Source organism: Arthrobacter sp. UYEF20, from assembly GCF_040546335.1.
Taxonomy (GTDB): Bacteria; Actinomycetota; Actinomycetes; order Actinomycetales; family Micrococcaceae; genus Arthrobacter.
In genome coordinates this window covers 134,120-160,313 of record NZ_JBEPNP010000009.1, presented here as the reverse complement: position 1 = coordinate 160,313, position 26,194 = coordinate 134,120, and the positions used below count along the sequence as shown (strand labels likewise).

Here is a 26,194-nt window from a genome sequence, read left to right as displayed (position 1 = left end):
TCAGTCGAGTCTGGCCAGCCGAGTGGCCAAATGCAATGCCGCCAGCCGGCCGGTGTTCCGGGGGTCACCGCCGCACAACTCGAAGATCCGCCGCAGCCGTTGGTGCATGGACTGCCGTTCCACGTGGAGGTCTCTGGCTGCGTGGGCGGTGTTGCATCCGCAATCCAACCACGTTGCCAGCGTGTCGAGCAGCCGCGAATTGCGTTGTGCATCGTGGTCCAGGAGCGCGCCCAGTTGCTGGCGCACGAAGTGGCGTCGTTCGTCGGAGTCCAGCGATTGGGTGGCGAGACGTTCCACTGCGAATGCCTCGGCGTCGACCACGGCAGGGTGCGCACCGCCGCTTACCGGATGGGATTGCTCCTGGGAGGCCGCCAATTCCAGGGTGAGCTTGGCCTCGGACAGCGACCACGGGGCGTCCGAAATTCCGGCCACCAAGGGCCCCACGGCGGCGAGCGTGCTTGCTGTGGCCGGAAGCTTCAGTAAGTCCGTCAGGAGTCTCTGCCGGCCTTCCTCCGGAGCATCGCCGGCCAGGCCGGCTACTGCGAGAAGCTCGGCGTTGTCAACGTAGGTGGCGTGGGACTGTGCTGCCCGGGCCAGAAGCTGCTCCACCGACGTCCGCAGCTGTTGTGAGATATCCGACCGGACCACCACAGCCACGAGCGGGGCGGAGGCCGGAATTCCGGCCGCGGACGCCAACTGCTGAAGCCGCCAAGGCTGGCTGCCTGAATCGACCGCGCGGATCAACGCAGCTCCTGCAACCTCCCGCAGCCCCGGCGACATCCGCTGCAGCATTGCCAGGGCCAGGATGTCCACGGAGCGTTTCCCGGCCGTCCGCGCAAGGTTCTCATCCTCGTCCGCCGGAACCCGGAGCAACAGCTGTGCCGCAAGGATTCCGCGCACCGGCACGTCGATGTGGATCAAACGGGCTTGTTCTTGCGGCGAGGGGGTGAAGCTGCCGGCCGCGTCTGCGGCCTCGGCGTGCGCCGACGTCGCACTGGCCAGGGTCACGCCCGTGATGGAAGCCAGGGTCACGTCGGCATGGGTGATACCGGCCAGCACGGCAAGAATCCGGTCCAGGCTGCCGCCGTGCGCCAGCTCAACGGCCATCGCATGGCTGGCCTCGTCCGCCCGCCGCAAATGGGCAACCGACTCGCTGACCAGCATCGAGTTGATGGCCTGCATCACACCGACAAACGGCACCACCCTCCGAAGCTCGATCAGCGGAAGGCCGGCTGCTTCGGCAGCCGACACCATCGAGGACGGGAGCAAAGGAAGGGCGACGCCGGTTTCGATGGCCAAGGCTGCCACGCCCCGCTCTGCCAGTTGGCGGACGTAATTGATCCGGCGCTCCTCGGACGCGAGAGCGAGGGCTTCCCCTCCCGTCAGCAGAAGCTCCCCGCCGTCCAGTAGGGGAGCGATGTCCAAAACTTCACTGGAATGGATCCACCGAAGCTGGGCCGTGGCGGCGGCATCGGCCCCTGCCCGGACTACGGGATCAGCGGCCGCCAGCGTCGGGTGGTTGAGGACATCTTGAAGACGTATCGGCATGACACTCCGTCGCATAGAACAAGCATTAACTAGACACATTCTATATAGCCGGATGTGGCCTGCGCCACATAATCTTGACGTACCCCACTCACTCACGGAGGCACCAATGCCTGAAAAACCACTAATGGTTTCTGCCAGCCCCGCGCCGGCGGCCGGCGAAGACCACGAAGCCTGGCTCCAGCCCATCCCCGAATCACAGCGGACCCGCAAAGTCTCAGGCCAGTTCTGGATCTGGGCCGGCGCCAACCTCGCCCCGATCAACTGGGTGCTCGGCGCCCTCGGCATCCAACTCGGCCTGGGATTTGCGGACACGGTCACCGTGCTGGTGCTGGGTAACCTCATCGGCATGCTGCTCTTCGGGCTCTTTGTCCTGCTGGGCCAAAAGACCGGAGCGACCGGCATGGTGCTGGCCCGCGCGGCCTTTGGCCGGCGCGGAAACTACCTGCCGGCCGGCATCCAGGCCCTTCTGGTGATCGGCTGGTGCGCGGTCAACACCTGGATCATCCTGGATCTGGTCATGGCGCTGTTCGGAACCCTGGGATGGGTTGACCCGGAGGCCCACAACTATGCGTGGAAGATCGGTGTCGCCACCGTCATCATGGCCGCGCAGGTGGCCATTGCCTGGTTCGGCTACAAGGCGATCGCCGCGTTCGAAAAGTGGACGGTCCCGCCGACTATCATCATCCTCGCAGTGATGTCCGCCGTCGCCTGGTTCGGCATGAAGATCAACTGGTCCTACGCCGGCCCGGCCGGCAATATCCTGGAAGGCTCGGACCGCATCGCCGCGATGAGCGCAGTCATGACGGCCATCGGCATCGGCTGGGGCATCACCTGGTTCACCTATGCCGCCGACTACTCCCGCTTCGTCAGCACCGAAGTCCCCAAGCGCAAGGTCTACCTCGCATCGGTCCTGGGCCAGTTCCTCCCCGTCGTCTGGCTGGGCATCCTGGGGGCCAGCCTGGCCACCAACACCGGCGAAATCGACCCCGGCAAACTCATCGTCCAAAACTTTGGCGCGCTGGCCCTCCCTGTGCTGCTGATGGTGCTGCACGGCCCCATCGCCACCAACATCCTGAACATCTACACCTTCTCCGTGGCCACCCAGGCACTGGACATCTCCATCACCAGGCGCAAACTGAACCTCTTCGTCGGCGTCTTCTCCCTCGCAGCCGTGGTCTTCTTCATCTTCCAGGAGGATTTCGCCTCGGTACTGGACGCGTGGCTGATCGGCCTGGTCGCCTGGGTGGCCGCCTGGGGCGGGGTCATGCTGGTGCACTACTTCTGGATCGAGAAGCGCTGGCCCGGCGACCCGTCCCGGCTGTTCGACGCGGTAGGCACCAAGCGCCTGCCGGCCGTGAACCCGGCAGGCATCGCCTCCCTGCTGATCGGCATTTTCGCCACCTGGCTGTTCATGTACGGGCTGGTGCCCGCGATGCAGGGACCCATCGCCGTCGCCCTGGGCGGATGGGATCTGTCCTGGCTCGCCGGGGGACTGTCCAGCGCCGCGGCCTATGCCATCATGGGGCCGCGGTTCCACCGCCGCCACCTGCACCTGAGCCGCGACACCGAAACCGCCCACGAATCAGCCCCCGCCGGGACCACCGACCTCTCCGCCACCACAACCGCCCCAGCCGGCTTCTAGCCAGGAGACCAATACGATGAACTTTCCCGCCTTCCCTGACACCGCCCATCCCATCGTCTGGCCCGAAGGCCACCGCGCGGCAGCGTCCTTCACCTTCGACGTGGATGCCGAGTCCTGCACCATCGCCCATAACCCGCAAAGCACCAGGCGCATGTCGCTCATGACGCACCAGTCGTACGGGCCCAAGGTGGCCGTTCCCCGGCTCCTGCAGATCCTCCGGCGCCAGGACATCAGGGCGACGTTCTTCATCCCGGGTTTCACCGCGGAATGCTACCCGGATGTTGTCCGCCGGATAGCGGACGGCGGCCACGAGATCGCCCACCACGGATACCTGCACGAACCCATGCAGGGCATCGACGCAGCGACGGAGGCGCGGTATCTCGACCGGGGCCTCGATGCCCTGGCCAAGGCCGCAGGCATCCGGCCCACCGGCTACCGCGCACCATGGTGGGAGCTCAACTGGCACTCCGCAACGCTGCTCGCAGACCGCGGTTTCGTCTATGACTCAAGCCTGCTCGACGGCGATGCCCCCTATCGCTTCAGCGTTGCCGAGGGAGACCCCCGCGACCTGGTGGAGATCCCCGTCGACTGGGCACTGGACGACTGGGAACAGTACGCCTTCTACCCGGGCGTGACCGGCAGCGGAGTCATCGAAAGCCCAGCCAAAGTCCTCGAGATGTGGACGCTGGAGGCCGAAGCGCACCACGCCGCGGGGAGCTGCTTCGTCCTGACCAACCACCCGTTCATCTCCGGTCGGCCGTCCAAGGCGGTGGCCTTGGAACAGCTGATAGACCAGGTCAAATCCATGGACGGCATGTGGGTCACCACCATGGCAGAGATCGCCGAACACACCCGTGAATCCGTCCAGGAAATCCACAGCCACGCCCGCATTGCCGTACCCGAATTCCCCGACACCGGCGCACAGTTCACGCCGGCCACAAAACGTCAACAGGACCGGCCTGCCCCCGGCCGAATCGGAGATCTCGAGCGGAATACGGTCCGATAGCCGCCCGTGGTCCCCTTGCGACTCTCGCAAGTGGGAGCCCGCGTCATACGGAGCGCCCGTCAGTGCTCCATTGGAAATTCCCTCCGGCCCGGTGCAACGATGGAAAGGCTTGTTTGTTGCGCCCGATGACGGGCGCCAAGGTTAGGGAGTTTCAATGGACGCACGGCTGGAAGCTATCCGGGACACGGTGCTGGCCCGGAATCCGGGTGAAGGTGAGTTCCACCAGGCGGTGACCGAGGTCTTCGAAAGCCTCGGACCTGTCCACGACCGCCACCCCGAGTTCCTGGAGGGCGCCATCCTCGAGCGGCTCTGCGAACCTGAGCGGCAGATCATCTTCCGGGTGCCGTGGGTCGACGACGCCGGCCGTTTCCAGATCAACCGCGGATTCCGGGTCGAGTTCAACTCGGCGCTGGGACCCTACAAGGGTGGCCTGCGGTTCCACCCTTCCGTCTACCTGGGCATCGTGAAGTTCCTGGGCTTCGAGCAGATCTTCAAGAATGCCTTGACCGGCATGCCGATCGGCGGCGGCAAGGGCGGCTCCGACTTCGATCCCCGCGGACGCTCCGACGCCGAGGTCATGCGCTTCTGCCAGTCCTTCATGACCGAGCTTTACCGCCACATCGGCGAGTACACCGACGTCCCCGCCGGCGACATCGGCGTCGGCGGACGCGAAATCGGCTACCTCTTCGGGCAGTACAAACGCATCACCAACCGCTACGAATCCGGTGTCCTGACCGGCAAGGGCATTTCCTGGGGCGGTTCGCTGGTGCGGCCTGAAGCGACCGGCTACGGCACGGTGATCTTCACCGGGGAAATGCTCAAGACCCGAGGGCAGTCCTTCGACGGCCAGCGGGTGGTGGTCTCCGGCTCCGGCAACGTGGCCATCAACGCGATCGCCAAGGCCCAGTCACTCGGCGCCAGCGTAGTGGCCTGCTCCGATTCCTCCGGCTACATTGTGGACGAGGCCGGAATCGACGTCGGCCTCCTCCGCCAGATCAAGGAGGTGGAACGCGGACGCCTCAAGGACTATGAGGCCCGACGCTCCGCCGTCTCCTACGTTGCGGGCGGCTCGGTCTGGGACGTCGATGCCACCGTGGCGCTGCCGTGTGCCACGCAGAACGAGCTCGACGGCGACGCTGCCGCCCGGCTGGTGCGCAACGGACTCGTTGCCGTGGGGGAGGGCGCCAACATGCCCTCCACCCGTGACGCGGTCTCCGTCTTCCAGGACTCCGGCGTGCTGTTCGGCCCGGGAAAGGCCGCCAATGCCGGCGGCGTGGCGACCTCAGCGCTGGAGATGCAGCAGAACGCCAGCCGCGATTCCTGGACCTTCGCCCACACCGAGGAACGGCTCACGGAGATCATGGTCGGCATTCACGACCGCTGCGCGGCCACCGCCGAAGAGTACGGCGACCCGGGCAACTACGTTCTCGGCGCCAACATCGGCGGCTTCGTCAAGGTAGCCGACGCGATGCTCGCCCAAGGACTTATCTAGCTGGCTTCCGGACCAACCGTTGCCCTAGCCGGACAGTAATCCTTGCCGGCGAGTAAAGCAGCCACGGATCGGAGCTGGCTGACCCAGTGGTGTTCCTGCCCGCCCTCGTGGTTGTTAAAGCGGTAGACCTCGATGGCCTTGGCAGGAACAGCCTGCGGGGCTGCTGCCGCACCGCGCCATAGGCGTTGAACGCGGCAAAGACCGTTGACGGCGGGCAGGCATCGTCCATCTGCGCCACCGAGAACAGCGCGGGCCCGGTGGCGCGCCGGCCCAGATGGACGCCGTCGAAGTAGTTCAGGACCGCAAGCGCGGGCTCGTAGCGGTCCCGATGGCGCGCCAGGAAGCTGGCAATCTCCGGGTACGGGCCGCGCGGGGCGATGTCGATCGCGCGGGGAAAGTCCTGCAGGAACGGCACGTCGGCCATGGTGCACAGAATGCCGTCCAGGCGCCCGGCCGCCAGTCCGGCGGCCGCGATGGCCAAGCCGCCTCCCTGGCTCAGGCCCGCCAGCATGGATGCCGGCATCACGCTTCGGTTAGAGTCCAGGCCGAAAAAATCGCGCGGTCCGGCGACGGAACAGTCACCGTCACGGTCGCTTCCGGCGACACCGTAACTGCCGATGACATTCTGGTGGCCGTGGGCCGCCGGCCGGTGACCGATGGTGTGAACCTGGAAGCAGCCGGCGTGGAACTCACGGACCATGGTTTCATCAAAGTTGACGAATACCTCCACACGGGCGCTGAAGGCGTGTGGGCGGCCGGGGACGCCGCAGGCACCCCCCAGTTCACCCACGCGTCCTACGATGATGACTACCGCGTACTGAAGACCAACCTGACTGCCGGCAATGGCGGCGGAAAGCCACGAAGCACCAAAGGTCGGCTCATTCCCTATTCCGTCTTCACCACCCCGGAGCTCGGCCGCGTGGGCCTCAGCGAGCAGCAGGCCCGTGACGCCGGCCACAACATACGCATCGCGAAAATGCCGGTAACCGCCATCCCGCGGGCCCGGACGATCGGTCATCTGGAAGGCACCTGGAAGGCGGTCATCGACCGCGAGACCAACAGAATCCTGGGTGCTGCCCTGCTGGGGGCAGAAGCCAGCGAAGCGATCGCCGTGGTCCAGATGGCGATGCTGGCCGGACTGGAATACACGACAGTCCGGGACGCCATCGTTACCCACCCCACCATCGCCGAAGGGCTGACCCTGCTGTTCACACCGGCCTATCTCGAAGAATGAGCGGGCCCACCTCAACGAAGACGACGCTTGATGTCTACGGACATATGTGGCCAGACAAAGAAGAGTCCGCACGAGCTGCCGTTGCGGAAGTGCTGGCAGCTCGTGCGGACTCTCTGCGGACTGAACCCGGGTCAGCCCTGCGATCTAGCTAGACGCCGTAGTGCTAGACGCCGTAGTACAGCTCGAACTCGTACGGGTTCGGGCGCAGCGAGAGCGGACGGATCTCGTTCTCGTACTTGTACTCGATCCAGGTGTCGATCAGGTCCTGTGTGAAGACGCCGCCGGCCTGCAGGAACTCGTTGTCCTCCACCAGGGCATCCAGGGCCTCCTCGAGCGTGCCGGGAGCCTTGGGGATGTCCTTGGCTTCCTCGGCGGGGAGCTCGTAAAGGTCCTTGTCGATTGGAGCGGGCGGTTCAATGCGGTTGCGGATGCCGTCGATGCCGGCCATCAGCTGGGCAGCGAAGGCCAGGTACGGGTTCGAGGAGGGGTCCGGGGCGCGGAACTCGATGCGCTTGGCCTTCGGGTTGGAACCCGTGATCGGGATACGGATACCGGCGGAGCGGTTGCCCTGCGAGTAGACCATGTTGACCGGCGCTTCGAAGCCCTTGACCAGGCGGCGGTAGGAGTTCACCGTCGGGTTGGTGAAGGCGAGGACAGCCGAGGAGTGCTTCAGCAGGCCGCCGATGTACCAGCGGGCCATGTCGGAAAGCCCGGCGTAGCCCTTTTCGTCGTAGAACAGCGGCTCGCCACCGGTCCACAGCGACTGGTGGCAGTGCATGCCCGAGCCGTTGTCGCCGAAGACCGGCTTCGGCATGAAGGTGACCGACTTGCCCCAGGCTTCGGCGGTGTTCTTGATGACGTACTTGAACTTCTGCAGGTCATCAGCCGCGTGGGTCAGGGTGGTGAACTTGTAGTTGATCTCGGCCTGGCCGGCGGACCCGACCTCGTGGTGGCTGCGCTCGACCTCAAGGCCTGCCTCATCGAGGGCGATACACATGGCATCGCGGAGGTCAGCCTGCTTGTCGGTCGGGGAGACCGGGAAGTAGCCGCCCTTGATCGGCGTCTTGTAGCCGAGGTTTCCGCCCTCTTCCGCGCGGCCCGTGTTCCAGTGGGCTTCCTCGGAATCGATCTTGTAGAAGCTGCCCTGCGGGGAGGATTCGTACTGGACGTTGTCGAAGACGAAAAACTCTGCCTCCGGCGCAAAGAAAGCGGTGTCGGCGATGCCGGTGGAAGCCAGGTAGGCCTCAGCCTTCTCGGCCACACCCCGGGGATCACGGTGGTACGGATCGCCGGTGCGCGGGTTCACGATCGAGAAGTTCAACGCGAGGGTCTTCTCCAGGCGGAACGTGTCGAGGAACGCCGTCGTGACGTCCGGGATGAGCTGCATGTCCGACTCGGCGATGCCCTGGAAGCCGCGGATGGACGATCCGTCGAAAAGCTGGCCGTTGACGAAGAAGTCCGCGTCAACGCTCTTGGCGGGCACGTTGAAGTGCTGCTGAACGCCGGGAAGGTCCGTGAAGCGGATATCGACGAATTTCACCTCTTCGTCTTTGATGAACTTGAGGACTTCGTCCGCAGTCTTGAACATCTATGCTCCTTATGCATGTGAAAGATCTGGCCGTCAGGCCATGTGGTCCAGCGCAGTCCGACAGCGGGGTAAACACAAAGGTTTGCCCCGCTCCTATGCCGCCAGCAACTGTTACCACCCTAAGGACACGGGATTTCCCCATGGTGTCCGCTTTGTTTCGGGCAGGTTACAGAATGCCCTGACAGGTAAACGGTAGTCGGTGTCCACAGTGTGGCCTATCCGGTCCCACACTGTGGCCAGGCGAGGTCCACAGTGTGAACGGCCGGAGGCGGCCGGGCTATGCCGATGGCGCTGGCTTTCCCGACAGCGCTGGCTTTCCCGATAGGCTGGGAGGGTGGTTGATCGCAAAGACATAGGCTCATGGCTCAGCGGGCCGGACATCTCCGGCATTTCGAAGTACCCGGGGGAGCGGCTGGGCCTGCCGGAATCCGGACCGGGCTCGATCGCACGCGCCGGCCGCCGGATCCTGGCCATCTGCGTCGACTGGGGGATTGCGCTGCTGATCAGCAATTTCGCGTTCACCGGAAACCCCTGGGCAACCCTGGCTGTCTTCGCCGTCGAGCAGGCGCTGCTGATCGGCACGCTCGGCTACAGCATCGGCCACCGCATCATGGGGATCCATCTGACCCGGCTGGGCGGCGGTCCCGCCGGCCCGCTCCCGGCCCTGGTCCGCACCCTGCTATTGTGCCTCGTCATCCCCGCTGTCATCTTCGATCCCGACCAGCGCGGCCTGCATGACAAGGCCATGAACACTGTGCTGGTCCGGTTGTAGCTCCCGACGGCGGATGGCCCGCCCGCCGCGGGCCGCCAGGATGCGCCGACCCCCCGGCCGTTCGCCACAGATGGCCGCTAAGCCACCCGTGTAGCGGCCATTTGTGTCAAATGGTCGGGGCGACGTGATGGCGGACGGACCCTCGGACCGGCATCGCAACCCGCGAGCGGGCCCGGACGGAGCTAGACCCCGGCCGTCTCGCCGGCTGCCACCCGTGCCGGCGTCGAAACGTCCGGGCCGGACTTGGCGCCCAGGAAACCGTGCCGCCCGGCCCAGCGTTCAAACCAGACGGTGGCGAACGGGAAAACCGCGGAGAGCCCTGCGAACAGCGCCACCCGGAACGGCCACCGCTGCAGGCCCCAGAGGCCCAGGGCGGTGGTGCCGTACGCGATGAAGAACGCGCCGTGGATGGGGCCGGCAATCTCCACGCCGAGCTCCGTGGTCCGGGTGATCCATTTGAGGAACATGCCGATCAGCAGGGCGGCCCAGCTGAAGCCCTCGGCAATGGCGAGTACCCGGAAGATGCGGATCAAGGCCGGCTTGGATGGCAGTTTCATGGGGAGTCTCCGGATTCTGTCCTGCTGGACGTTGATAGCGTCGTTGATTAGCGTCGGGATGAGCGCGTCGGGGATGAGCAAGGGGAGTGAGCCTTGGGGAATAAGAAATCGCCCCGGCTGCCGGCCTGAGAGGCGGTAACCGGGGCGACTCCCGAAGTTCTGGTGGCCGGGCGCTGCGGGACGCTTAGCGTCCGCGGGAGGCTTTGCGGTCCGGGCGGGCCTTGTAGGGGTCAATGCCCTTGGGGATCGGCAGGCGGCTTCCGAGCGATGAAATGCGCTTGGACACGGCGCTGACCTCGATCTTCGTCAGTTCGTTCTTCAGCTTGTTCATCTGCTTGGCGACCTGGCTGATGGGCACCTGGCCTTCGCCGCGGCCGCTTTCGATCACGTGGATGGTGACGTTGGGGAGAATGCGGGCGAGGCGCTTGCGTTCGGCGTCGACCAGCGGCCTGACCCGGGTGCTGGGGCCTTCGCTGACCAGCACGACGCCGGGCCGTCCAATGGCGCGGAAGACGGCGTCCTGGGTGCGGGGGTTCACTGCGACGGGTTGTTCTTCGGTGATCCAGCCGCGCTTGAGGGTTCCCAGTGCAGCGCCCGAGGCGCCCGGCTGGTTTTCAATCTGGGCGAACGCGGCGCGCTCCGCCCGGCGGGAAAGAATCAGGGTGGCCGCGAGGATGCCCAGCGGAATGCCGATAATCAGACCGGTGATCCAGTTTTCCAGCACGTAGCCGACAACGAAGCTGACGGCCACCACACCAAGGAAGGCGAGCAGCATGAGCCACGGCACCATCGGATCATGGCGGCGGGTCATCTGGAAGACCTCGCCGATCTGCTTCAGCCGGCTGGGCTTCTTGACCTTGGCTTCCTTCGGCTTACGGGAGAAAAGGCCACGCTTCGGAGCATCGGCAGCCGGAGTGGAGGTGCTGGAATCAGAGGAATTCGCCATAGTGCCTTAATTCTACGTGATTTATGGCAAAGGGCCGGACGCCGGAAATGTCCGGTGCCGGCCCTTGGCCACAGTTGTTTACAACCGGAGTCAGGAGTGTGCCGCGAGCAGTGAGCTCGCTTCCTGGCGGGTAGTTCCGGAGCTTTCGATGTGCGCGAGCTCGGCCGGGATTTCCCAGCCCTTCTTGCGCATCGCGGTGGCCCAGAGCCTGCCGGCCCGGTAGGAGGAACGCACCAGCGGCCCGCTCATGACGCCGAGGAAACCGATCTCGTCCGCTTCCTGCTGCAGGTCAACGAACTCCTGCGGCTTGACCCAGCGGTCCACCGGCAGGTGCCGTTCGCTCGGGCGCAGGTACTGCGTGATGGTGATGAGGTCGCAGCCGGCGTCGTGCAGGTCCCGGAGGGCCTCGGAAATCTCTTCCCGGGTCTCGCCCATGCCCAGGATCAGGTTCGACTTCGTCACCATGCCCAGGTTCCGGCCCTGAGTGAGGACGTCCAGCGACCGGTCGTACCGGAACGCGGGGCGGATGCGCTTGAAAATCCTCGGCACTGTTTCGACGTTGTGCGCGAACACCTCGGGCTTGGAGTCGCAGATGGCCTGGATGTGTTCCGGCTTCCCGGAGAAGTCCGGAATGAGGAGTTCGACGCCGGTGCCCGGGTTGAGTTCGTGGATCTTGCGGACCGTTTCGGCGTAGAGCCAGACGCCCTCGTCGGCGAGGTCGTCGCGGGCCACCCCGGTGACGGTGGCGTAGCGCAGCTGCATGGCCTGGACGGAACGGGCCACCTTGGTCGGCTCGAAAACGTCAACCGGGGAGGGCTTGCCGGTGTCGATCTGGCAGAAGTCGCAGCGGCGGGTGCATTCGGAGCCGCCAATCAGGAAGGTCGCTTCCTTGTCTTCCCAGCATTCGAAGATATTTGGGCAGCCGGCCTCCTCACACACGGTGTGGAGCCCTTCTTTTTTGACCAGGTTTTTGAGCTGCACGTACTCGGGGCCCATCTGGACTTTGGCCTTGATCCACTCGGGCTTACGTTCCACCGGTGTGGCCGCATTTCGCTGCTCGATACGCAGCATTTTCCGGCCTTCTGGTGCCAGTGTCACAGTAGAGCTCCTTCGTGGGTCGCAACTAGGGCTTCTTCATTGTTGCGCAGTTCTTCGATGATCCGCGAAACGAGGTCGGCCGGGGTGACGTCCCGCCCGGTCTCCTGGGCGATCGTGGTGACGCCGGCGTCGGTGATTCCGCAGGCAATGATCTGGCCATACGGCGCAAGATCGTTGTTGCAGTTAATGGCAAAGCCGTGCATGGTGACGCCTTCGTGGACGCGGATGCCGATGGCCGCGATCTTGCGGTCCGGGCCCTTCTCATCCTGCTCGATCCAGACGCCCGCACGGCCCTTGATGCGTACGGCGGCGATGCCGTAGTCGGCGAGCACGTTGATGATCACGGCTTCCAGCCGCTCCACGTAGTCGCGGATGCCGGCCCTGTTCCTGAGCTTGATGATGGGGTAGCCAATGAGCTGCCCGGGACCGTGCCAGGTGAGTTTGCCGCCGCGGTCCACGGGAACCACCGGAGTTCCGTCAAAGGGGCGTTCGTGGTCCTCGGTGCGTTTACCGGCCGTGTAGACGGCGGAATGTTCGAGCAGCAATACGGTGCTGGGCGCGGTGCCGGCGACCACCTTCTCGTGGAGTTCGCGCTGGAGATCCCAGCCGCGGGTGTATTCGACGAAATCCGGGGCGAGACCCAGCCGGGAGAACTCAAGAGTCATGGCATCCAGCTTAGACCTCGCCCGCCGTCGTACCCGATTGTGTGTTCAAGCTCTCACTCCTGTGGATAACTTCTGCGGGATTTCGGGGGATCGGCTATTTCTTGGGTATGGATGATTTCGCACAGGCCGGCAGTGCGGCCCCGGTGGTTCCCGGCTACGACGTCGGCCGCCGCCTGGGCCGCGGCGGCAGCGCTACCGTCTGGCTCGTCACCGAACAATCGACGGGCCGCGACTTTGCCCTGAAGTGCTTCGCCGCCGGCGGCACCTCGCTGGAGTCAAAGGAAGCGGAAGAGGAGATGCGGCGCGAAGTCCGCATCCTCTCCGCCCTGGACCACGATCACCTGGTCCGGGCGCACACCGTGGTGCGCCTGCACTGGCCCCCAGAAGAGGACGGCGGCGGAGGCTGCGGGCTCGGGCTGGCGCTGGACTACGCTCCCGGCGGTTCGCTGACCGCGCTCGTGGCGGGCCGGGGACGGCTGGGCCCCGGCGAGACGGTGACCGTTCTGACTCCGATCGCACAGGCGCTGGCGTACCTTCATGGCCATGGGTTCACCCACGGCGACGTGGCCCCCGGCAATGTGCTGTTCACCGCCCACGGCAAACCGCTGCTGGCTGATCTGGGCGTCGCCCGGATGGTGGCCGATGCCAATGCAGTGGCGGAGGCCGGCACCGAGGGGTTCCGGGATCCGGCCCCGGTGGACGCCGTGCGGGCCGGGCTGCAGCCCGAGCGTGACATCTACTCCCTCGCGGCCCTGGGCTGGTACTGCCTGACCGGACACGCCCCGGAGCCGGGGGAGCAACGTCCGCCGTTGCCCCTGCTGGTGCCGGGGGTTCCGGCCGCCCTGGCCGCCGCCCTGGAAGCAGGTCTCCAGGAGGACCGGCGGCTCCGGCCGGCTGCCGCGGAGCTGGCCGCGGCGGTCTACCGCAGTGCCGGGGCGGAGCCCGTGGACCTGTCCGGCACGGTCCATCCGACGGTGATGCCGCAATTGCTGACCCGCCGTGCCCTGCCCCGCAGCCCGCGAAGGCTCAAGACTGAACGGCTGCGCACTTGGTTTCGCATCGGCGCCCGCGGCCCCGGGCGACCCGGTCGCGCGGGCCGCGCCGGCCGCGCCGGCCGCGCGGGCCGCCCTGGCCGCGCCGCAGAGCAGCGTCTGGAGGCCGGGCCGCGCCTGGCGGGCGCCAGACACACTGCCAACCGGAGCCGTTGGGGGACCAATCGTTCCGGGACCAGGGGCTACGCAAGCCGTGGTGGCGGCCGCCGCGGCCTTCGCGCGGCCACGGCGGGGCTGGCATTGGTCCTGGTCCTCTCGGCTGCCGGGCTGCTGGCCGGAACCCGGCTGCCTTCGCTGTTCCCCGCGGCTTCCACAGACAAACCGGGTCCGGCGGCCTCCGAAAGGAGTGCCGCGGGTTCGACGCCGCAGCCTCCACCCCCGGAGGCAGCCACGCCGGCCACCGTCCCCCAGGATGTGCAGGCCTTGCTCCGTTCGGCGGACCCGGAAGAAGCGGTCCGTGGCCTGGCCCGGCTGCGTTCGGTGGCGTTCAACTCCGGGGACGTGCGCCTGCTGGACGAGGTCAACGTCCCGGCGTCCTCCGCTGCCGCGGCTGACGGCAGGATCGGTGCCCGGCTCTCGGAATCCGGTCATGTGCTGACCGGCTTTTCCACCCTTCTGACAGGGGTGGAAACTGCGCCGGACAGCAGCCCGTCGCGGGCTGTCGTGGCCGTCAGTGTGGCTTCGACCCCCTATCAGGAGCGGGACGCCGCTGGCGTCCTGGTCGCCGAGGCTGCTGCAGGGGACCAGCAGCGGCTCCGGCTGGTACTGGTTCCGGTCGACGGCCGCTGGCGGATCCAGGAGATCCTTCCGGGAAGTCCCGCCCCAGGCTAGTGGGTATGCAGCCTGACCCGACGGCCTCAGCGAATATGACCACCGGACAGGACATGCTCCGCGCCGGGGCCCGCCGATGGATATAGTCCGGTTATGCCCGGTCCCCGGGACGAAGACTGGGCATGTCCTCCCGGGGAAGTGGCCCGACGCGCCCAGCGGAGCCGCTGCACGTGCCCCCGGGTCAGGACATGCCCCGCGCCGGGGTCCGCCGATGGACATATTCCGGATATGCGCGGTCCCGGGCGCGAAAAATGGGCATGTCCTCCCGGGGAAGTGGCCCGACGCGCCCAGCGGAGCCGCTGCACGTGCCCCCGGATCAGGACATGCCCCGCGCCGGGGTCCGCCGATGGATATAGTCCGGTTATGCGCGGTCCCGGGACGAAGACTGGGCATGTCCTCCCGGGGAAGTGGCCCGACGCGCCCAGCGGAGCCGCTGCACGTGCCCCCGGGTCAGTTCATGCCCCGCGCCGGGGTCCGCCGATGGACATATTCCGGATATGCGCGGTCCCGGGCGCGAAAAATGGGCATGTCCTCCCGGGCGCGAAGACTGGGCCTCAACCCCCGACGATCTAACGAAAATGACCACCAGCGCCCGAAGTTGGCGGTGCAGGTCAGCGCCCGAAGTTGGCAGCCCAGGCGCACGCCGAGGCCGCCGGTTCAGGCCCCCGGTTCGCGTCCCGCCACCCACGCGGCTGCCTGGTGAAGGGAAGGGTGCTGCCACTCAAAACCGGCTTCGCTGAGCGCTGCCGGTTCCATTTTCTGGCTCGAGAGCAGCAGTTCGTCGGCGAGTTTGCCCATCACCAGCCGCAGCACCGGCGCCGGGACCCGGAGCATGGCCGGCCGGTGGAGCGCTCCGGCGAGCTGGGCTATCAGGGAGTTCACGTCGGCGCTTTCGGGGGCGCAGAGGTTCACCGGACCGGACAACGGCGCCGTGAGCAGGAAGCTGAAGGCTCCGGCCACATCCGGCAGGGTGACCCAGGGCCAGTACTGCCGGCCGTTGCCCAGCGGGCCGCCCAGGCCGAGACGCAGCAGCGGCATCAGCCGGCCGAGGGCGCCGCCGGAGCGGCTCAGGACGACCCCGGTGCGCGGCGTGACCACACGGACCCCCGCGGGAGCCTCGTGCGCCGCGGCCTCCCAGTCCACGCAGATCCGGGCCAGGACGCCGCTCCCGGCGGGCGCACCCTCCCGAAGCACCGCCGGACCGGCATCGCCGTAGTAACCGGAGGCCGACTGGCTCAGGAACACCAGGGATGGGGTCTCCTGCCGGGCCATCGCCGTCGTCAGGGTCCGCGTCGCGCCCAGCCGCGAGCTGCGGAGTTCGTTGATGCGGGACCGGGTCCAGGGCCGGTCGCCGATTCCGGCCCCGGAAAGGTTGACCACCGCGTCCGCTCCCCGGAGGGCGGAGTCATCGATGCGGCCCGCCGCCGGGTCCCATTGGAATTCGGCCGGAGAGGCGGGCGGACGCCGGACCAGGGTGCCGACGTCGTGCCCGGCGTTGCGCAGGGCGCTGGAAAGGGCGGTTCCGATCAGTCCGGAGGCTCCGGCAACTATGATTCGCATGATCCATCTCACCATGCCCGGCACGGCCGGGACACCTCCCCGGGAGAGGAGCCGGTCTTGACTATGATCGAACGATGACCTCTTCGAGTTACTTCCGTTTCCCGCATCTGCACGGCGATCTGGTCACCTTCGTGGCCGAGGATGACGTCTGGATCGCGCCCCTCGGAGGAGGCCGCGCCTGGCGGGTCTCCTCGCTGCAGCTGCCCGCCCGCAACCCCCGCTTCAGCCCGGATGGCAAGCGCCTCGTGTGGACCGTGGTGCAGGGGACGGCCCCGGAAGTTGTCACGGCGGACGTCGACGGCGGCGGCTACCGCCAGCTGAGCTATTTCGGCCACAGCTCCACCCGGGTCAAGGGCTTCACCCCCGCCGGGGACGTCGTCGTCACCAGCGCGTTCCGCCAGTCCGACGGCCGCCACACCCACGCCTACAGCCTGCCCGTTGCCGGCGGCTGGGCAGAGGAGCTTCCGTTCGGCCCGGTCGAGTCCGTGGCCTTCGGCCCGGTCGTGGGGGATGAACGCCCGGTGGTTCTCGCCAGCGTTCTCTCGCGTGAGCCGGCGTGGTGGAAACGGTACCGCGGCGGCGCCGCCGGCAAACTGTGGATTGACCGGGACGGGAACGGCGAGTTCGAGCGGCTCGCGCCCGAGCTGGACGGCAACCTCACGGACCCCATGTGGGTCGACGGGCGGATCGCGTTCCTGTCCGACCATGAGGGTTACGGCAACCTGTACTCCGTGCTGCCGGACGGCACCGGTCTCCGCCGCCACACAGACCATGAAGACTTCTACGTCCGGCACGCCGCCACCGACGGCAAGCGTGTCGTCTTCGAATCGGCCGGCGAACTCTGGCTCCTGCCGGACCTCGGCTCGGATGCCATCAAACTCGAGATTTCGCTCGGCTCCGCTTCGCAGGGACGCCGCGCCACGCAGCTGTTGCCCTCCCGGCACCTCGGCGATGTGGTTCCGGACCGCACCGGGGGATCCAGCGCCGTCGAAGCCCACGGCACCCTCCACTGGCTGCGGCACCAGGACGGCCCGTCACGCATTCTGGAAGCCACGCCGGGCGTACGGGCCCGGCTGCCGCGCCCCTTCGGTAACGGCCGGATCGCGTATGTGGCAGACCACGACGGCGTCGAGGCCCTGTACCTGAAGGCCATCGCCGGTCCGCCGGCCGGCGGATACCAGCCCGGCAGCCAGACTGCAGCGACGCCCGCCACCAAGGCCGCCACGCCGCAGGAGGACTCCGACGCCGGCACGCCGCTGCCGCAGCCGGTCTCGGCCGCGGCACTGACCCGGCCGGAAGCCGTCGTCCCCGTGGTCCCGCCGGCCGTGGCCTCACCGGCTGGGAACGCTGCCGGTCACGACGCTGCAGACACCGCCGGCCCTGCGGCAGGCACGAACGCCACCCCGGTGCAGCAGGGACAGGACTCCCGCCAGCCCACCAGGCTCGACTTCCCCAAGCCGAGCCGTGCCAGCGCCATCGAGGCCAGCCCGGACGGCAACTGGCTGGCCGTCGGCACCGCCTTCGGTGACATCTACCTGGCCGACACCCGCACCGGTGCCCTGTCGCTCGTGAGCAGCATCGGCGAAGGCAGCATCGACGGTTTCAGCTGGTCGCCGGACTCGGCGTGGCTGGGCTGGTCCGAGCCGGTCACCTCCTTCGGCTCCCGCAGCCGGCTCCGGATCACCAAGGCCGCCGCCGTCGACGCCGCCGCCGAAGGGAAGGCAGGGGACGGGAAGCGCGTCATCATCGACGTCACCGACGGCCGCTTCCGCGACGAATCGCCGGCGTTCACGCCGGACGGCAAGTACCTCGCCTTCCTCTCCAACCGCAGCTTCGACCCGGTCTACGACGGCCACTCCTTCGATCTGTCCTTCCCCAGCCCCATCAAGCCCTACCTGGTGGCCCTCGCCGCCGACACCCCGTCGCCGTTCGGCCCCACCGTGGACCTGCAGGACGACGTCACCGGCGGGGTGGAATCCAACGCCGCCGAGGGCTCCGGGCAGGACCAGGTACCGGCCGTCCGGGTCGACGCCGAAGGCCTGGCCCACCGTGTCATCTCCGTCCCCGTGCCGCAGGGGAATTACTCGGCGCTCACGGCCACGGCCGGGGCCCTGCTCTGGCTGGACAGCGAATTGTCCGGTGTGACCGGCGAGGGCCGGGCCAGCCTGGAAGACAAGACCGCCGCGCCGAGCCTGGTCCGCTTCGATCTGGCCAAGCGCCGCACCACCACGATCGTCGAGGCGCTGGACAGCTACCGCCTCTCCGGCGACGGGGAAAAGGTGGTCTTCCTGCAGGACAAGCAGATCCGCGTCACCCCGGCCGGAGCGAAGGCGGATGAGGAGTCCGGACAGCTGGTCAAGGTGGACCTGAACCGCATCCGCGTGCAGCTGGAACCGCTGCGCGTCTGGGGCCAGGCCTTTGACGAGACCTGGCGCCTCCAGCGGGACTTCTTCTGGACCGAGGACATGGCCGGCCAGGACTGGGACTCCGTGCACGCCCGCTACCGGCCGATCGTGGACCGGCTCGGCTCGCACGATGACCTTGTGGACCTGCTCTGGGAACTCCACGGCGAGCTTGGCACCTCCCACGCCTATGTCCGCCCCGCCGCCGTCACCGAGAACGGCAGCAACGGCCAGGGCCGGCTCGGCGCGGACCTCGCCTTCACCGGTGAGGGCTGGGAAATCACCCGGATCCTGGCCGGGGAATCCTCCGACCCGCTGGCCACGTCCCCGCTGACCCGTCCGGGCGCGGACGCCAAGCCCGGCGACGTGCTGCTGGCCATCGACGGCGTGGAACTTACGGAAGCCAGGACGCCCGCGGTGCAACTGGTCGGCGCCGCCGGCCGTGCCGTGGAACTCACCCTGCGCAACGGTCCCGGACACGGTGACCAGGCCGGGAAGCAGCGCCGTGTGGCGGTGGTTCCGGTCAAGGACGAGGAACGGCTGCGCTACCAGGAATGGGTGGCCGGCAACCGCCGGACGGTCCGCGAAGCCTCGCAGGGCACCTTCGGCTACCTTCACATCCCGGACATGATGGCCAACGGCTGGGCCCAGCTGCACCGGGACCTGGACACCGAGACGGCCCTCGACGGGCTGATCGTGGACGTCCGCCGCAACCGCGGCGGCCACACCTCCCAGCTGGTGGCGGAACTCATCGGCCGCAAGGTCACCGGCTGGAGCATGCCCCGCGGCGAGAAGCCCAGGACCTACCCGCACCACGCCCCGCGCGGCCCCGTCATCATCCTCACCGATGAGTTTGCCGGATCCGACGGCGACATCATCACCCAGGTCTCCAAGCTGCGGGGGATCGGTCCGGTCATCGGCACCCGGACCTGGGGCGGCGTCGTCGGGATCGACAACCGCTTCGCCCTGGCGGACGGCACCGGGGTCACGCAGCCGCGCTACGCGACCTGGTTCGCCGGTGGCGTCGGCTGGGGCGTGGAGAACTTCGGCGTCACACCGGACATCGAGGTGACCTTCCCGCCGCACGCGTACGCCGCCGGGACCGACCCGCAGCTGGAATACGGGATCGGCGCGCTGAAGGAAATGATCCAGGAACTGCCGACCGACCGTCCGCCGCTCCGCGAAGGCTACCGGAAGGTGCGGCCCGCCCCGCTGCCGGCCCGGCAGCCCGGCAAGTAGTCCGCCGCGGCCCAAAGCGGCGAATGCCCCCGAACGGCGAAGGTCCCCGCTCCCTGGAAGGGGAACGGGGACCTTCTGCTTTGGCGCGTGACGTACGGCGCGTGAGGTACTAGGAGGCCAGGGAGGCGTCCAGGGTGATCTTGATGCCGGTCAGGGCGGCCGAAACGGGGCACCCGGTCCTGGCTTCCTCCGCGAGGCGCTGGAACTCCTCCTTGGAGATCCCCGGAATGCGCGCGCTCAGGGTGAGGTGGCTGTCGGTGATGCCGGTACCGGGAACGAAGGTGACGTCGGCCTTGGTGTTGATTTCTTCCGGCGTGTGGCCGGCCTGCGCGACGGCGAGGCTGAAGGCCATCGAGAAGCAGGCCGAGTGTGCGGCGGCGATGAGCTCTTCGGGGCTCGTCTTGCCCTCGGAGGCCTCGGCGCGCGCCTTCCAGGTGACATCGAAGTTGCCCAGCCCGGAGCTGTCCAGGGTTGTGTTGCCGGCGCCCGTCATCAGGTCGCCGTTCCATACAGTGTGTGCGGTGCGTGTTGCTGCCATGTCCACTCCTCATCGTGGTGAATCCGCGATCCGGCGAAGCGCCGGACCGTGCCGTGTCCAATCCTAGGGATTCAGCGCCGCCGGCGCACGGGTGTCCGCTGTCAGAGGATTGTGACCCTGCACCAGGTCGCCATGGAATGCACGGTCCCGGACAGCGAGCGCCCGAGGCGCGGATCGCCGGCGACTGACCGCAGGAAACACCGGCACAACGACGACGGCGACGCACCCTGCGAGGGGTGCGTCGCCGTCGTAAGCGGTGCAGGAGAAAAGCTACTGCCAGAGGGTGGCGATGGCCACGTTCAGCAGCGCGAGTCCACCGACGCCGTGGGCGAGGCCCTTGGAGACGGCTTCGCCCTTCTTGACCTTCCGGGCGCCGATGACGGCCAGGACGGCCACTGCAAGGCCGACGGCGAACTTGATGCCGAGCTTGAAGTAGTTGGGGTCGAACTCGGCGGGATTCTGGTTGTGCAGAACCGGCAGGATTCCCATCATGGCGATGCCTGTGATCAGCTGCACGAAGGCGCCGTCACGCTGCCGGGGGTGGACGGTGGGGGTCTTCATATTGGCGATCCAGACACCGACGACCATGGAGGCACCGACTATGTGCAGGAAGAGCAGGATGTAGAAAAGAATGGTCATGGGCCCAGCCTAACGACAAAGTGTCCGTAAACAGCGGAGGGCACCCTCCCTTGCGGGAAGATGCCCTCCGCTGACCGGCTGTGCGGTCAGGTATTCCGTGTGCTGCAGCTCCTACAGTCCGAGGTCGGCTTCGAAGGCGCCTTCTTCAAGGCGGGCCTTCAGCGTCTGCAGGAAACGTCCCGCATCGGCGCCGTCAACCAGGCGGTGATCGTACGTCAGGGAGAGGTACATCATCGAGCGGATCGCCAGTGAATCATCGCCGTTCTCGTCGGCAACCACGACGGCGCGCTTGACGATCGCGCCGGTGCCGAGGATTGCGACCTGCGGCTGGTTGATGATCGGGGTGTCGAACAGGGCGCCAACGGAACCGATGTTGGTGATGCTGAACGTTCCGCCGGAAAGCTCGTCCGGGCCGATCTTGCCGTTGCGGGTGCGGTCCGCGACGTCGGCGATCTTGCCGGCCAGGCCGGCCAGGTTCAGGTTGCCGGCGTCGGAGATGACGGGAACCAGCAGGCCCTTGTTCGTATCCACCGCGATCGCCAGGTGCTCGGCGTTGTGGTAGGTGATTTCCTGCTTGTCCTCGTCGTAGGAGGCGTTGACCTTCGGGTGCTGCTTCAGGGCCTCGGCGACAGCCTTGGCGATGAAGGGCAGGAAGGTCAGCTTGGAGCCGTTCTGGGCCTGGAAGGAGTTCTTGGCCTTGGCACGCAGCTTGGCGACCTTGGTCATGTCCACCTCGTGCACCTGGGTGAGCTGGGTGGAGATGTCCAGGGATTCGCGCATGCGGCGGGCGATGACCTGGCGGATCCGCGGCGCCTTCTGCACGGTGCCGCGCAGCGAGGACTGGTCGGCGGACGGTGCTGCGGCCCGCGCGGCCGGAGCGCCGGACGCTGCCGGTGCGGCTGCTGCCGGGGCCGGAGCGGCCTTGGCCTCCGCGGCTGCCAGCACATCCTGCTTGCGGATGCGGCCGCCGACGCCGGTTCCGGTCAAGGAGGAGACGTCCACGCCCTGCTGGTTGGCAAGCTTGCGGACCAGGGGAGTGACGTAGCCGGCGTCTGCGGAAGAAGCGGCCGGGGTTGCGGCAGCCGGGGCTGCTTCCTGCCTGGGTGCCTCCTGCTGGGGGGCTTCGGCCGGTGCGGCCGGTGCCTCCTGCTTCGGGGCTTCCACGGGTGCTGGAGCTGCCGGGGCCGCCGCGGGTGCCGGGGCGGCGGGCGCTTCGGCCTTGGGCGCTGCGGGAGCAGGGGCTGCGGCGGGCGCGGCAGCGCCGGAGCCGATGACGGCCAGGACGGAGCCCACCTCGGCCGTTTCGTCCTCGTTGACGCGGATTTCCTGCAGCGTGCCGGCGACCGGGGACGGGATCTCGGTGTCGACCTTGTCGGTGGAAACCTCGAGCAGCGGCTCGTCCACCTCGACGGTGTCGCCGATGCTCTTCAGCCAGCGGGTGACGGTGCCTTCGGTGACGCTTTCGCCGAGGGCCGGGAGCGTCACTTCGTGGCTTTCGCCGGCCGGTGCGGCAGCGGGCGCTTCGGCAGCCGGCGCCTCAGCGGCGGGGGCCGGAGCTTCGGCAGCCGACGGAGATTCGGCGGCTGCTTCAGGGGCGGGTGCTTCCGGGGCCGGTGCTTCTGCGGCTGCTTCTGCGGGGGCTTCAGCGGCCGGGGCGGCTGCACCGGCGGAACCGGAACCGTCGCCGATGCGTACCAGCGGTGCGCCGACTTCAGCGGTCTCGTCTTCGGCGACGAGGATTTCCTCGATCACGCCGGCGATCGGAGAGGGGATCTCGGTGTCTACTTTGTCGGTGGAAACTTCGAGCAGCGGCTCGTCCACCTCTACCCGGTCACCTACCTGCTTGAGCCAGCGGGTGACGGTTCCTTCGGTGACGCTCTCACCGAGGGCGGGCAAGTTAACGGATTCAGACATATCGTCCCCGTTCTCCTTATTGATCTTTAGTGCGGATGGTTGCTGCCTTGGTCGAGCTTAGTGCACCCGGCAATTCGCGCCGGGTGCACTAAACCCTGAGTTCTTGCGGTGCTGCGGGCGGTAATGCCTAGCCGTGGAGGGGCTTGCCGGCCAATGCCAGGTGCGCCTCGCCCAGGGACTCGTTCTGGGTCGGGTGGGCGTGGACCAGTGCGGCCACGTCTTCCGGGTAGGCTTCCCAGTTCACGATCAGCTGGGCTTCACCGATCTGCTCGCCCATGCGGGCGCCGATCATGTGCACGCCCACCACGGGGCCGTCCTTCTGGCGGACCAGCTTGACCAGGCCGGTGGTGCCCAGGATGGAGCTCTTGCCGTTGCCGGCCAGGTTGTATTCCTGGGTCTGGATCTGGTCCTCGCCGAACTTCTCCTTGGCGGCCTTTTCCGTGTAGCCCACCGTGGCGATTTCGGGCTCGGAGTAGGTGACCTTGGGGATGTTGACGTCTTCGACGATGACGGGCTTCATGCCGGCGATCTCTTCGGCGACGAAGATGCCCTGCTGGTAGCCGCGGTGCGCCAGCTGCACGCCGGGGACGATGTCGCCGATGGCGAAGATGTTGCCGACGCCGGTGTGCAGGCGCTCGTTGGTGATGACGAAGCCGCGGTCGATGGTGATACCGGCGTCTTCGTAGCCGAGGTTGGCCGTGACGGGGCCGCGGCCGACGGCCACGAGCATCAGGTCGGCTTCGTAGGTCTTGCCGTCCACCAGTGTGACCTTGACGCCGTCGTCGTTCTGCTCGACGCCCTGGAAGAAGACGCCGGTGGAGAACTTGATGCCGCGCTTCTTGAACGCGCGCTCGAAGGCCTTGACGATCGCCGCGTCCTCGTTCGGGACCAGCGACGGCAGGCCCTCGACGATGGTCACGTCGACGCCGAAGGACTTCCAGACGGAAGCGAACTCAACGCCGATCACGCCGCCGCCGAGGACGATCGCGCTCTTGGGGATGTAATCCATGGTGAGGGCTTCGTCGGAGGTGATGACCTTGCCGCCGATTTCCAGACCCGGCAGCGTGCGGGAGTAAGACCCGGTCGCGAGGACAATGTTCTTGCCCTTGTACGCGGTGCCGTTCACGACGACGGTGTCGGTGCCCTGGAGCTTGCCAACACCTTCGATGACGGTGATGCCCTTTTTGCCCTTGATGAGACCCTGCAGGCCCTTGAACTTGCCGGCAATAATGCCATCCTTGTAGGCGTTGACAGCGGTGATGTCGATGCTGTCGAGGGTGACGTTGACGCCGTACTTGGATGAGTCCCGGGCGTGGTCGGCGAGCTCTGCGGAGTGCAGCAGGGCCTTGGTGGGGATACAGCCGTTGTGCAGGCAGGTACCGCCGAGCTTGCCCTTTTCGATCAGGCCGACGGTGAGGCCGAGCTGAACAGCACGCAGGGCAGTTGCGTAGCCGCCGCTACCGCCGCCGAGTACCAGGATGTCGAATTCTTGCGCAGTTGCCTGATCGGCCACTAAAACGCTCCCTCGCGTGAACGATGACACGAGAGTACGCATCATCTGGTCTTGGAACTTCCTGCCGCGATTATGCCAGCAGGCCCGTTCCCTTTCATTTGTGACTATGTGGTTGTGACTACTTGAGTGTCACTACTTGACTGGGTCTATCGTGGTTCACCTTAGCGAACCACTTATCCATGCTCCACCTTGCCGTGGCGTTTGTGGAGCGCTTGTGTCCAGTGTCACGCGGCATTGTGGCGGGGGAGTCATGCCCCCGCCACAATGCGCCGCGGACACTCAGACGGTGCTAGCCAGGATGTCCTCGGCATATGCCACCAGGGTCCGCACGGTGGAGCCGGTGCCCTGCTTGTGGTTGTAGCCGTAGGGGCTGCCGGTGTTGAAGGACGGTCCGGCGATGTCGATGTGCGCCCAGGGGATCTGCTCCCCGTCCTTGCCGTTGCCGACGAATTCCCGCAGGAACACCGCCGCCGTCATCATTCCGCCGTGGCGTTCGCCGATGTTGGCGATGTCCGCGACCTGCGAGTCGAGGCTGGCACGGAGCTCCTCCGGCAGCGGCATCGGCCAGACCAGCTCCCCGGCGCGGTCCGCGGCGGCCTTGATCGGGCCGGTGACGGAGTCGGCGCCCATGACGCCGGCGGTGCGGTCGCCCAGGGCGATCAGCTGCGCACCGGTCAGCGTGGCGACGTCGATGATGGCGTCCGGGTATTCCTGGCTCGCCGCGACGATGCCGTCGGCCATGACGAGGCGGCCTTCGGCGTCGGTGTTGAGGACCTCCACGGTCTTGCCGCCGAAGATGGTGAGGACATCGGCCGGGCGTTGGGCGGCACCGGAGGGCATGTTCTCCGCGATGCACAGCCAGGCGGTTGCCTTGACGGGCAGGCCCAGGCCGGCGAGGGCCAGCACGGTGTTGAGGACGACGGCGGCGCCCGCCATGTCCGACTTCATGTCGCCCATGCCCAGGTGCGGTTTGAGCGAGATGCCGCCGGTGTCGAAGGTGATGCCCTTGCCCACGAGCGCGATCTTGGCCGTGGCCTTGGCCGGGGCGTATTCGACCTTGACCAGGCGCGGCTGGCGGGTGGAGCCCTTGCCGACGCCGAGGATGCCGCCGAAGCCTTCCTTTTCCAGGCGCTTCTCGTCCCAGACCGTGACCTTGACGGGCAGGCCCTTGGAGAGTTCCTTGGCGGCGTCCGCAAAGGACTCCGGGAAGAGGTGGCTCGGCGGCTGGTTGACCAGCGAGCGGGTGGCGTTCACGGCCTTGCCGATCAGGGCCGCGCGGTTCAGTACCGGCTGCAGCCCCTTGTCCGCGGCGAGCCCGGTGACGATCACGACGTTCTTCACCGGGTCCTTCAGGCCGTCCCTGGAGGAGCGGTGCTCGGTGAACGAGTAGGCGCCCATCGCGGCGCCCTCGGCGACGGCCGCGACGTCGGCCAGGGACGCCGTCGGGAGGGCCAGGGTGACGGTGGCGACGCCGGCGAGCTGGCGGACGGCGGAGCCGGCTGCACGGCGCAGTGCCTCCTCGGTGAGCGGCTGGTTCGCGGCAAGCTTGCCGACGCCGGCGAGCACCAGCACCGCCGCTCCGGATTCCGGCAGGCCCGGAAGCCGGTGGGCCTGGTCGGCTGCCCCGGTGACGCCAAGAACGCTCAGTGATTCCGCCAGCGCCCCGGCGGCCTTGGCCGACAGCGGGTTGCCCAGCAGGACGGGACCGTCCGGCCCCTGTCCCACGCCGATGACGAGGGCGTCGCTGGGGGACTTCAACAGACCCCCAGCAATTGCACTAAGTTTGACTTCGGTATTCTTGACCACGAGGACAGTCCTCAATTCTCTGTGATTTTTCGGCAGGAACTGCATGTTCGGCGCCCTGCCCTGGGAACCGGAGCCACAGCCGGCTTGAGACGCAACCTAAGTGTCTTCAAGGCCGTCCATAAGGCCAGTTCCGATCGTAGTCTCTCCGCCCT

General features: G+C 67.2%; 20 protein-coding genes. 7 read left to right on the top strand and 13 right to left on the bottom strand.

Going from position 1 to position 26,194, the window contains the following annotated elements; translation table 11 throughout:
- Entirely contained in the window at nucleotides 1-1,548 is a 1,548-nt protein-coding gene (locus ABIB26_RS12300) for a PucR family transcriptional regulator (protein ID WP_354243224.1), read from the bottom strand.
- A gap of 124 nt (nucleotides 1,549-1,672) precedes the next feature.
- Here ABIB26_RS12300 and ABIB26_RS12295 point away from each other — a divergent pair, with 124 nt between their 5' ends.
- From ABIB26_RS12295 to gdhA, 3 genes are all read left to right on the top strand, one after another.
- A complete protein-coding gene (locus ABIB26_RS12295; protein ID WP_354243221.1) occupies nucleotides 1,673-3,190 on the top strand; it encodes a purine-cytosine permease family protein in 1,518 nt (505 codons plus the stop codon).
- 16 nt (nucleotides 3,191-3,206) lie between these two features.
- Nucleotides 3,207-4,196, top strand: coding sequence for a polysaccharide deacetylase family protein (locus ABIB26_RS12290; protein ID WP_354243219.1), 990 nt, complete (start codon nucleotides 3,207-3,209; stop codon nucleotides 4,194-4,196).
- A 154-nt stretch (nucleotides 4,197-4,350) separates the two neighbouring features.
- A complete protein-coding gene (gdhA, locus tag ABIB26_RS12285) occupies nucleotides 4,351-5,688 on the top strand; it encodes an NADP-specific glutamate dehydrogenase (protein WP_354243216.1) in 1,338 nt (445 codons plus the stop codon).
- Here gdhA and ABIB26_RS12280 read toward each other — a convergent pair.
- The gene (locus ABIB26_RS12280; RefSeq protein ID WP_354243214.1) at nucleotides 5,681-6,199 is read right to left on the bottom strand and encodes an acetylxylan esterase; all 519 of its coding nucleotides are present in this window, start codon (nucleotides 6,197-6,199) and stop codon (nucleotides 5,681-5,683) included. The genes gdhA and ABIB26_RS12280 overlap by 8 nt on opposite strands.
- Here ABIB26_RS12280 and ABIB26_RS12275 point away from each other — a divergent pair.
- Nucleotides 6,089-6,922, top strand: coding sequence for an oxidoreductase dimerization domain-containing protein (locus ABIB26_RS12275; protein ID WP_354243314.1), 834 nt, complete (start codon nucleotides 6,089-6,091; stop codon nucleotides 6,920-6,922). The two genes, ABIB26_RS12280 and ABIB26_RS12275, sit on opposite strands and share 111 nt — an antisense overlap.
- A 163-nt stretch (nucleotides 6,923-7,085) precedes the next feature.
- On the opposite strand, the gene glnA is transcribed toward ABIB26_RS12275, so the two are convergent.
- On the bottom strand, nucleotides 7,086-8,510 hold the full coding sequence (glnA, locus tag ABIB26_RS12270) for a type I glutamate--ammonia ligase (protein WP_354243211.1): 1,425 nt from the start codon (nucleotides 8,508-8,510) through the stop codon (nucleotides 7,086-7,088).
- Nucleotides 8,511-8,844: 334 nt separating this feature from the next.
- On the opposite strand from glnA, the gene ABIB26_RS12265 reads away from it, so the two are divergent.
- Nucleotides 8,845-9,282 (top strand): RDD family protein, encoded by a 438-nt coding sequence (locus ABIB26_RS12265; RefSeq protein WP_354243208.1) that lies wholly within the window; start codon nucleotides 8,845-8,847, stop codon nucleotides 9,280-9,282.
- 182 nt (nucleotides 9,283-9,464) lie between these two features.
- On the opposite strand, the gene ABIB26_RS12260 is transcribed toward ABIB26_RS12265, so the two are convergent.
- The 4 genes from ABIB26_RS12260 to lipB all read right to left on the bottom strand — a co-directional run bounded on the left by ABIB26_RS12260 (nucleotide 9,465) and on the right by lipB (nucleotide 12,557).
- Complete coding sequence (locus ABIB26_RS12260; RefSeq protein WP_354243206.1) at nucleotides 9,465-9,920, bottom strand: DUF3817 domain-containing protein; 456 nt, start codon at nucleotides 9,918-9,920, stop codon at nucleotides 9,465-9,467.
- A gap of 103 nt (nucleotides 9,921-10,023) precedes the next feature.
- A complete protein-coding gene (locus tag ABIB26_RS12255) occupies nucleotides 10,024-10,785 on the bottom strand; it encodes a DUF4191 domain-containing protein (RefSeq protein WP_354243203.1) in 762 nt (253 codons plus the stop codon).
- A 90-nt stretch (nucleotides 10,786-10,875) separates the two neighbouring features.
- On the bottom strand, nucleotides 10,876-11,883 hold the full coding sequence (gene lipA, locus ABIB26_RS12250; RefSeq protein ID WP_354243200.1) for a lipoyl synthase: 1,008 nt from the start codon (nucleotides 11,881-11,883) through the stop codon (nucleotides 10,876-10,878).
- Entirely contained in the window at nucleotides 11,880-12,557 is a 678-nt protein-coding gene (lipB, locus tag ABIB26_RS12245) for a lipoyl(octanoyl) transferase LipB (RefSeq protein ID WP_354243311.1), read from the bottom strand. Before lipB ends, lipA begins: the two co-directional genes overlap by 4 nt.
- A gap of 98 nt (nucleotides 12,558-12,655) precedes the next feature.
- On the opposite strand from lipB, the gene ABIB26_RS12240 reads away from it, so the two are divergent.
- A complete protein-coding gene (locus ABIB26_RS12240; RefSeq protein ID WP_354243198.1) occupies nucleotides 12,656-14,431 on the top strand; it encodes a serine/threonine-protein kinase in 1,776 nt (591 codons plus the stop codon).
- A 657-nt stretch (nucleotides 14,432-15,088) separates the two neighbouring features.
- On the opposite strand, the gene ABIB26_RS12235 is transcribed toward ABIB26_RS12240, so the two are convergent.
- Nucleotides 15,089-15,991, bottom strand: coding sequence for a TIGR01777 family oxidoreductase (locus ABIB26_RS12235; RefSeq protein WP_354243194.1), 903 nt, complete (start codon nucleotides 15,989-15,991; stop codon nucleotides 15,089-15,091).
- 74 nt (nucleotides 15,992-16,065) lie between these two features.
- Between ABIB26_RS12235 and ABIB26_RS12230 the strand changes: the two genes are divergently transcribed.
- A complete protein-coding gene (locus ABIB26_RS12230; RefSeq protein WP_354243191.1) occupies nucleotides 16,066-19,632 on the top strand; it encodes a S41 family peptidase in 3,567 nt (1,188 codons plus the stop codon).
- Nucleotides 19,633-19,741: 109 nt separating this feature from the next.
- Here the strand turns inward: ABIB26_RS12230 and ABIB26_RS12225 are convergent, their stop codons facing one another.
- The 5 genes from ABIB26_RS12225 to ABIB26_RS12205 all read right to left on the bottom strand — a co-directional run bounded on the left by ABIB26_RS12225 (nucleotide 19,742) and on the right by ABIB26_RS12205 (nucleotide 26,042).
- The gene (locus ABIB26_RS12225) at nucleotides 19,742-20,170 is read right to left on the bottom strand and encodes an OsmC family protein (RefSeq protein ID WP_354243188.1); all 429 of its coding nucleotides are present in this window, start codon (nucleotides 20,168-20,170) and stop codon (nucleotides 19,742-19,744) included.
- 270 nt (nucleotides 20,171-20,440) lie between these two features.
- Nucleotides 20,441-20,809 (bottom strand): hypothetical protein, encoded by a 369-nt coding sequence (locus tag ABIB26_RS12220; protein ID WP_354243185.1) that lies wholly within the window; start codon nucleotides 20,807-20,809, stop codon nucleotides 20,441-20,443.
- A 111-nt stretch (nucleotides 20,810-20,920) separates the two neighbouring features.
- Nucleotides 20,921-22,723, bottom strand: coding sequence for a 2-oxoglutarate dehydrogenase, E2 component, dihydrolipoamide succinyltransferase (sucB, locus tag ABIB26_RS12215; protein WP_354243183.1), 1,803 nt, complete (start codon nucleotides 22,721-22,723; stop codon nucleotides 20,921-20,923).
- Between the two features lie 127 nt (nucleotides 22,724-22,850).
- Entirely contained in the window at nucleotides 22,851-24,236 is a 1,386-nt protein-coding gene (gene lpdA / locus ABIB26_RS12210; protein ID WP_354243181.1) for a dihydrolipoyl dehydrogenase, read from the bottom strand.
- A gap of 279 nt (nucleotides 24,237-24,515) precedes the next feature.
- Nucleotides 24,516-26,042, bottom strand: coding sequence for a leucyl aminopeptidase (locus tag ABIB26_RS12205; protein ID WP_354243178.1), 1,527 nt, complete (start codon nucleotides 26,040-26,042; stop codon nucleotides 24,516-24,518).
- Between the last annotated feature and the right edge of the window lie 152 nt (nucleotides 26,043-26,194).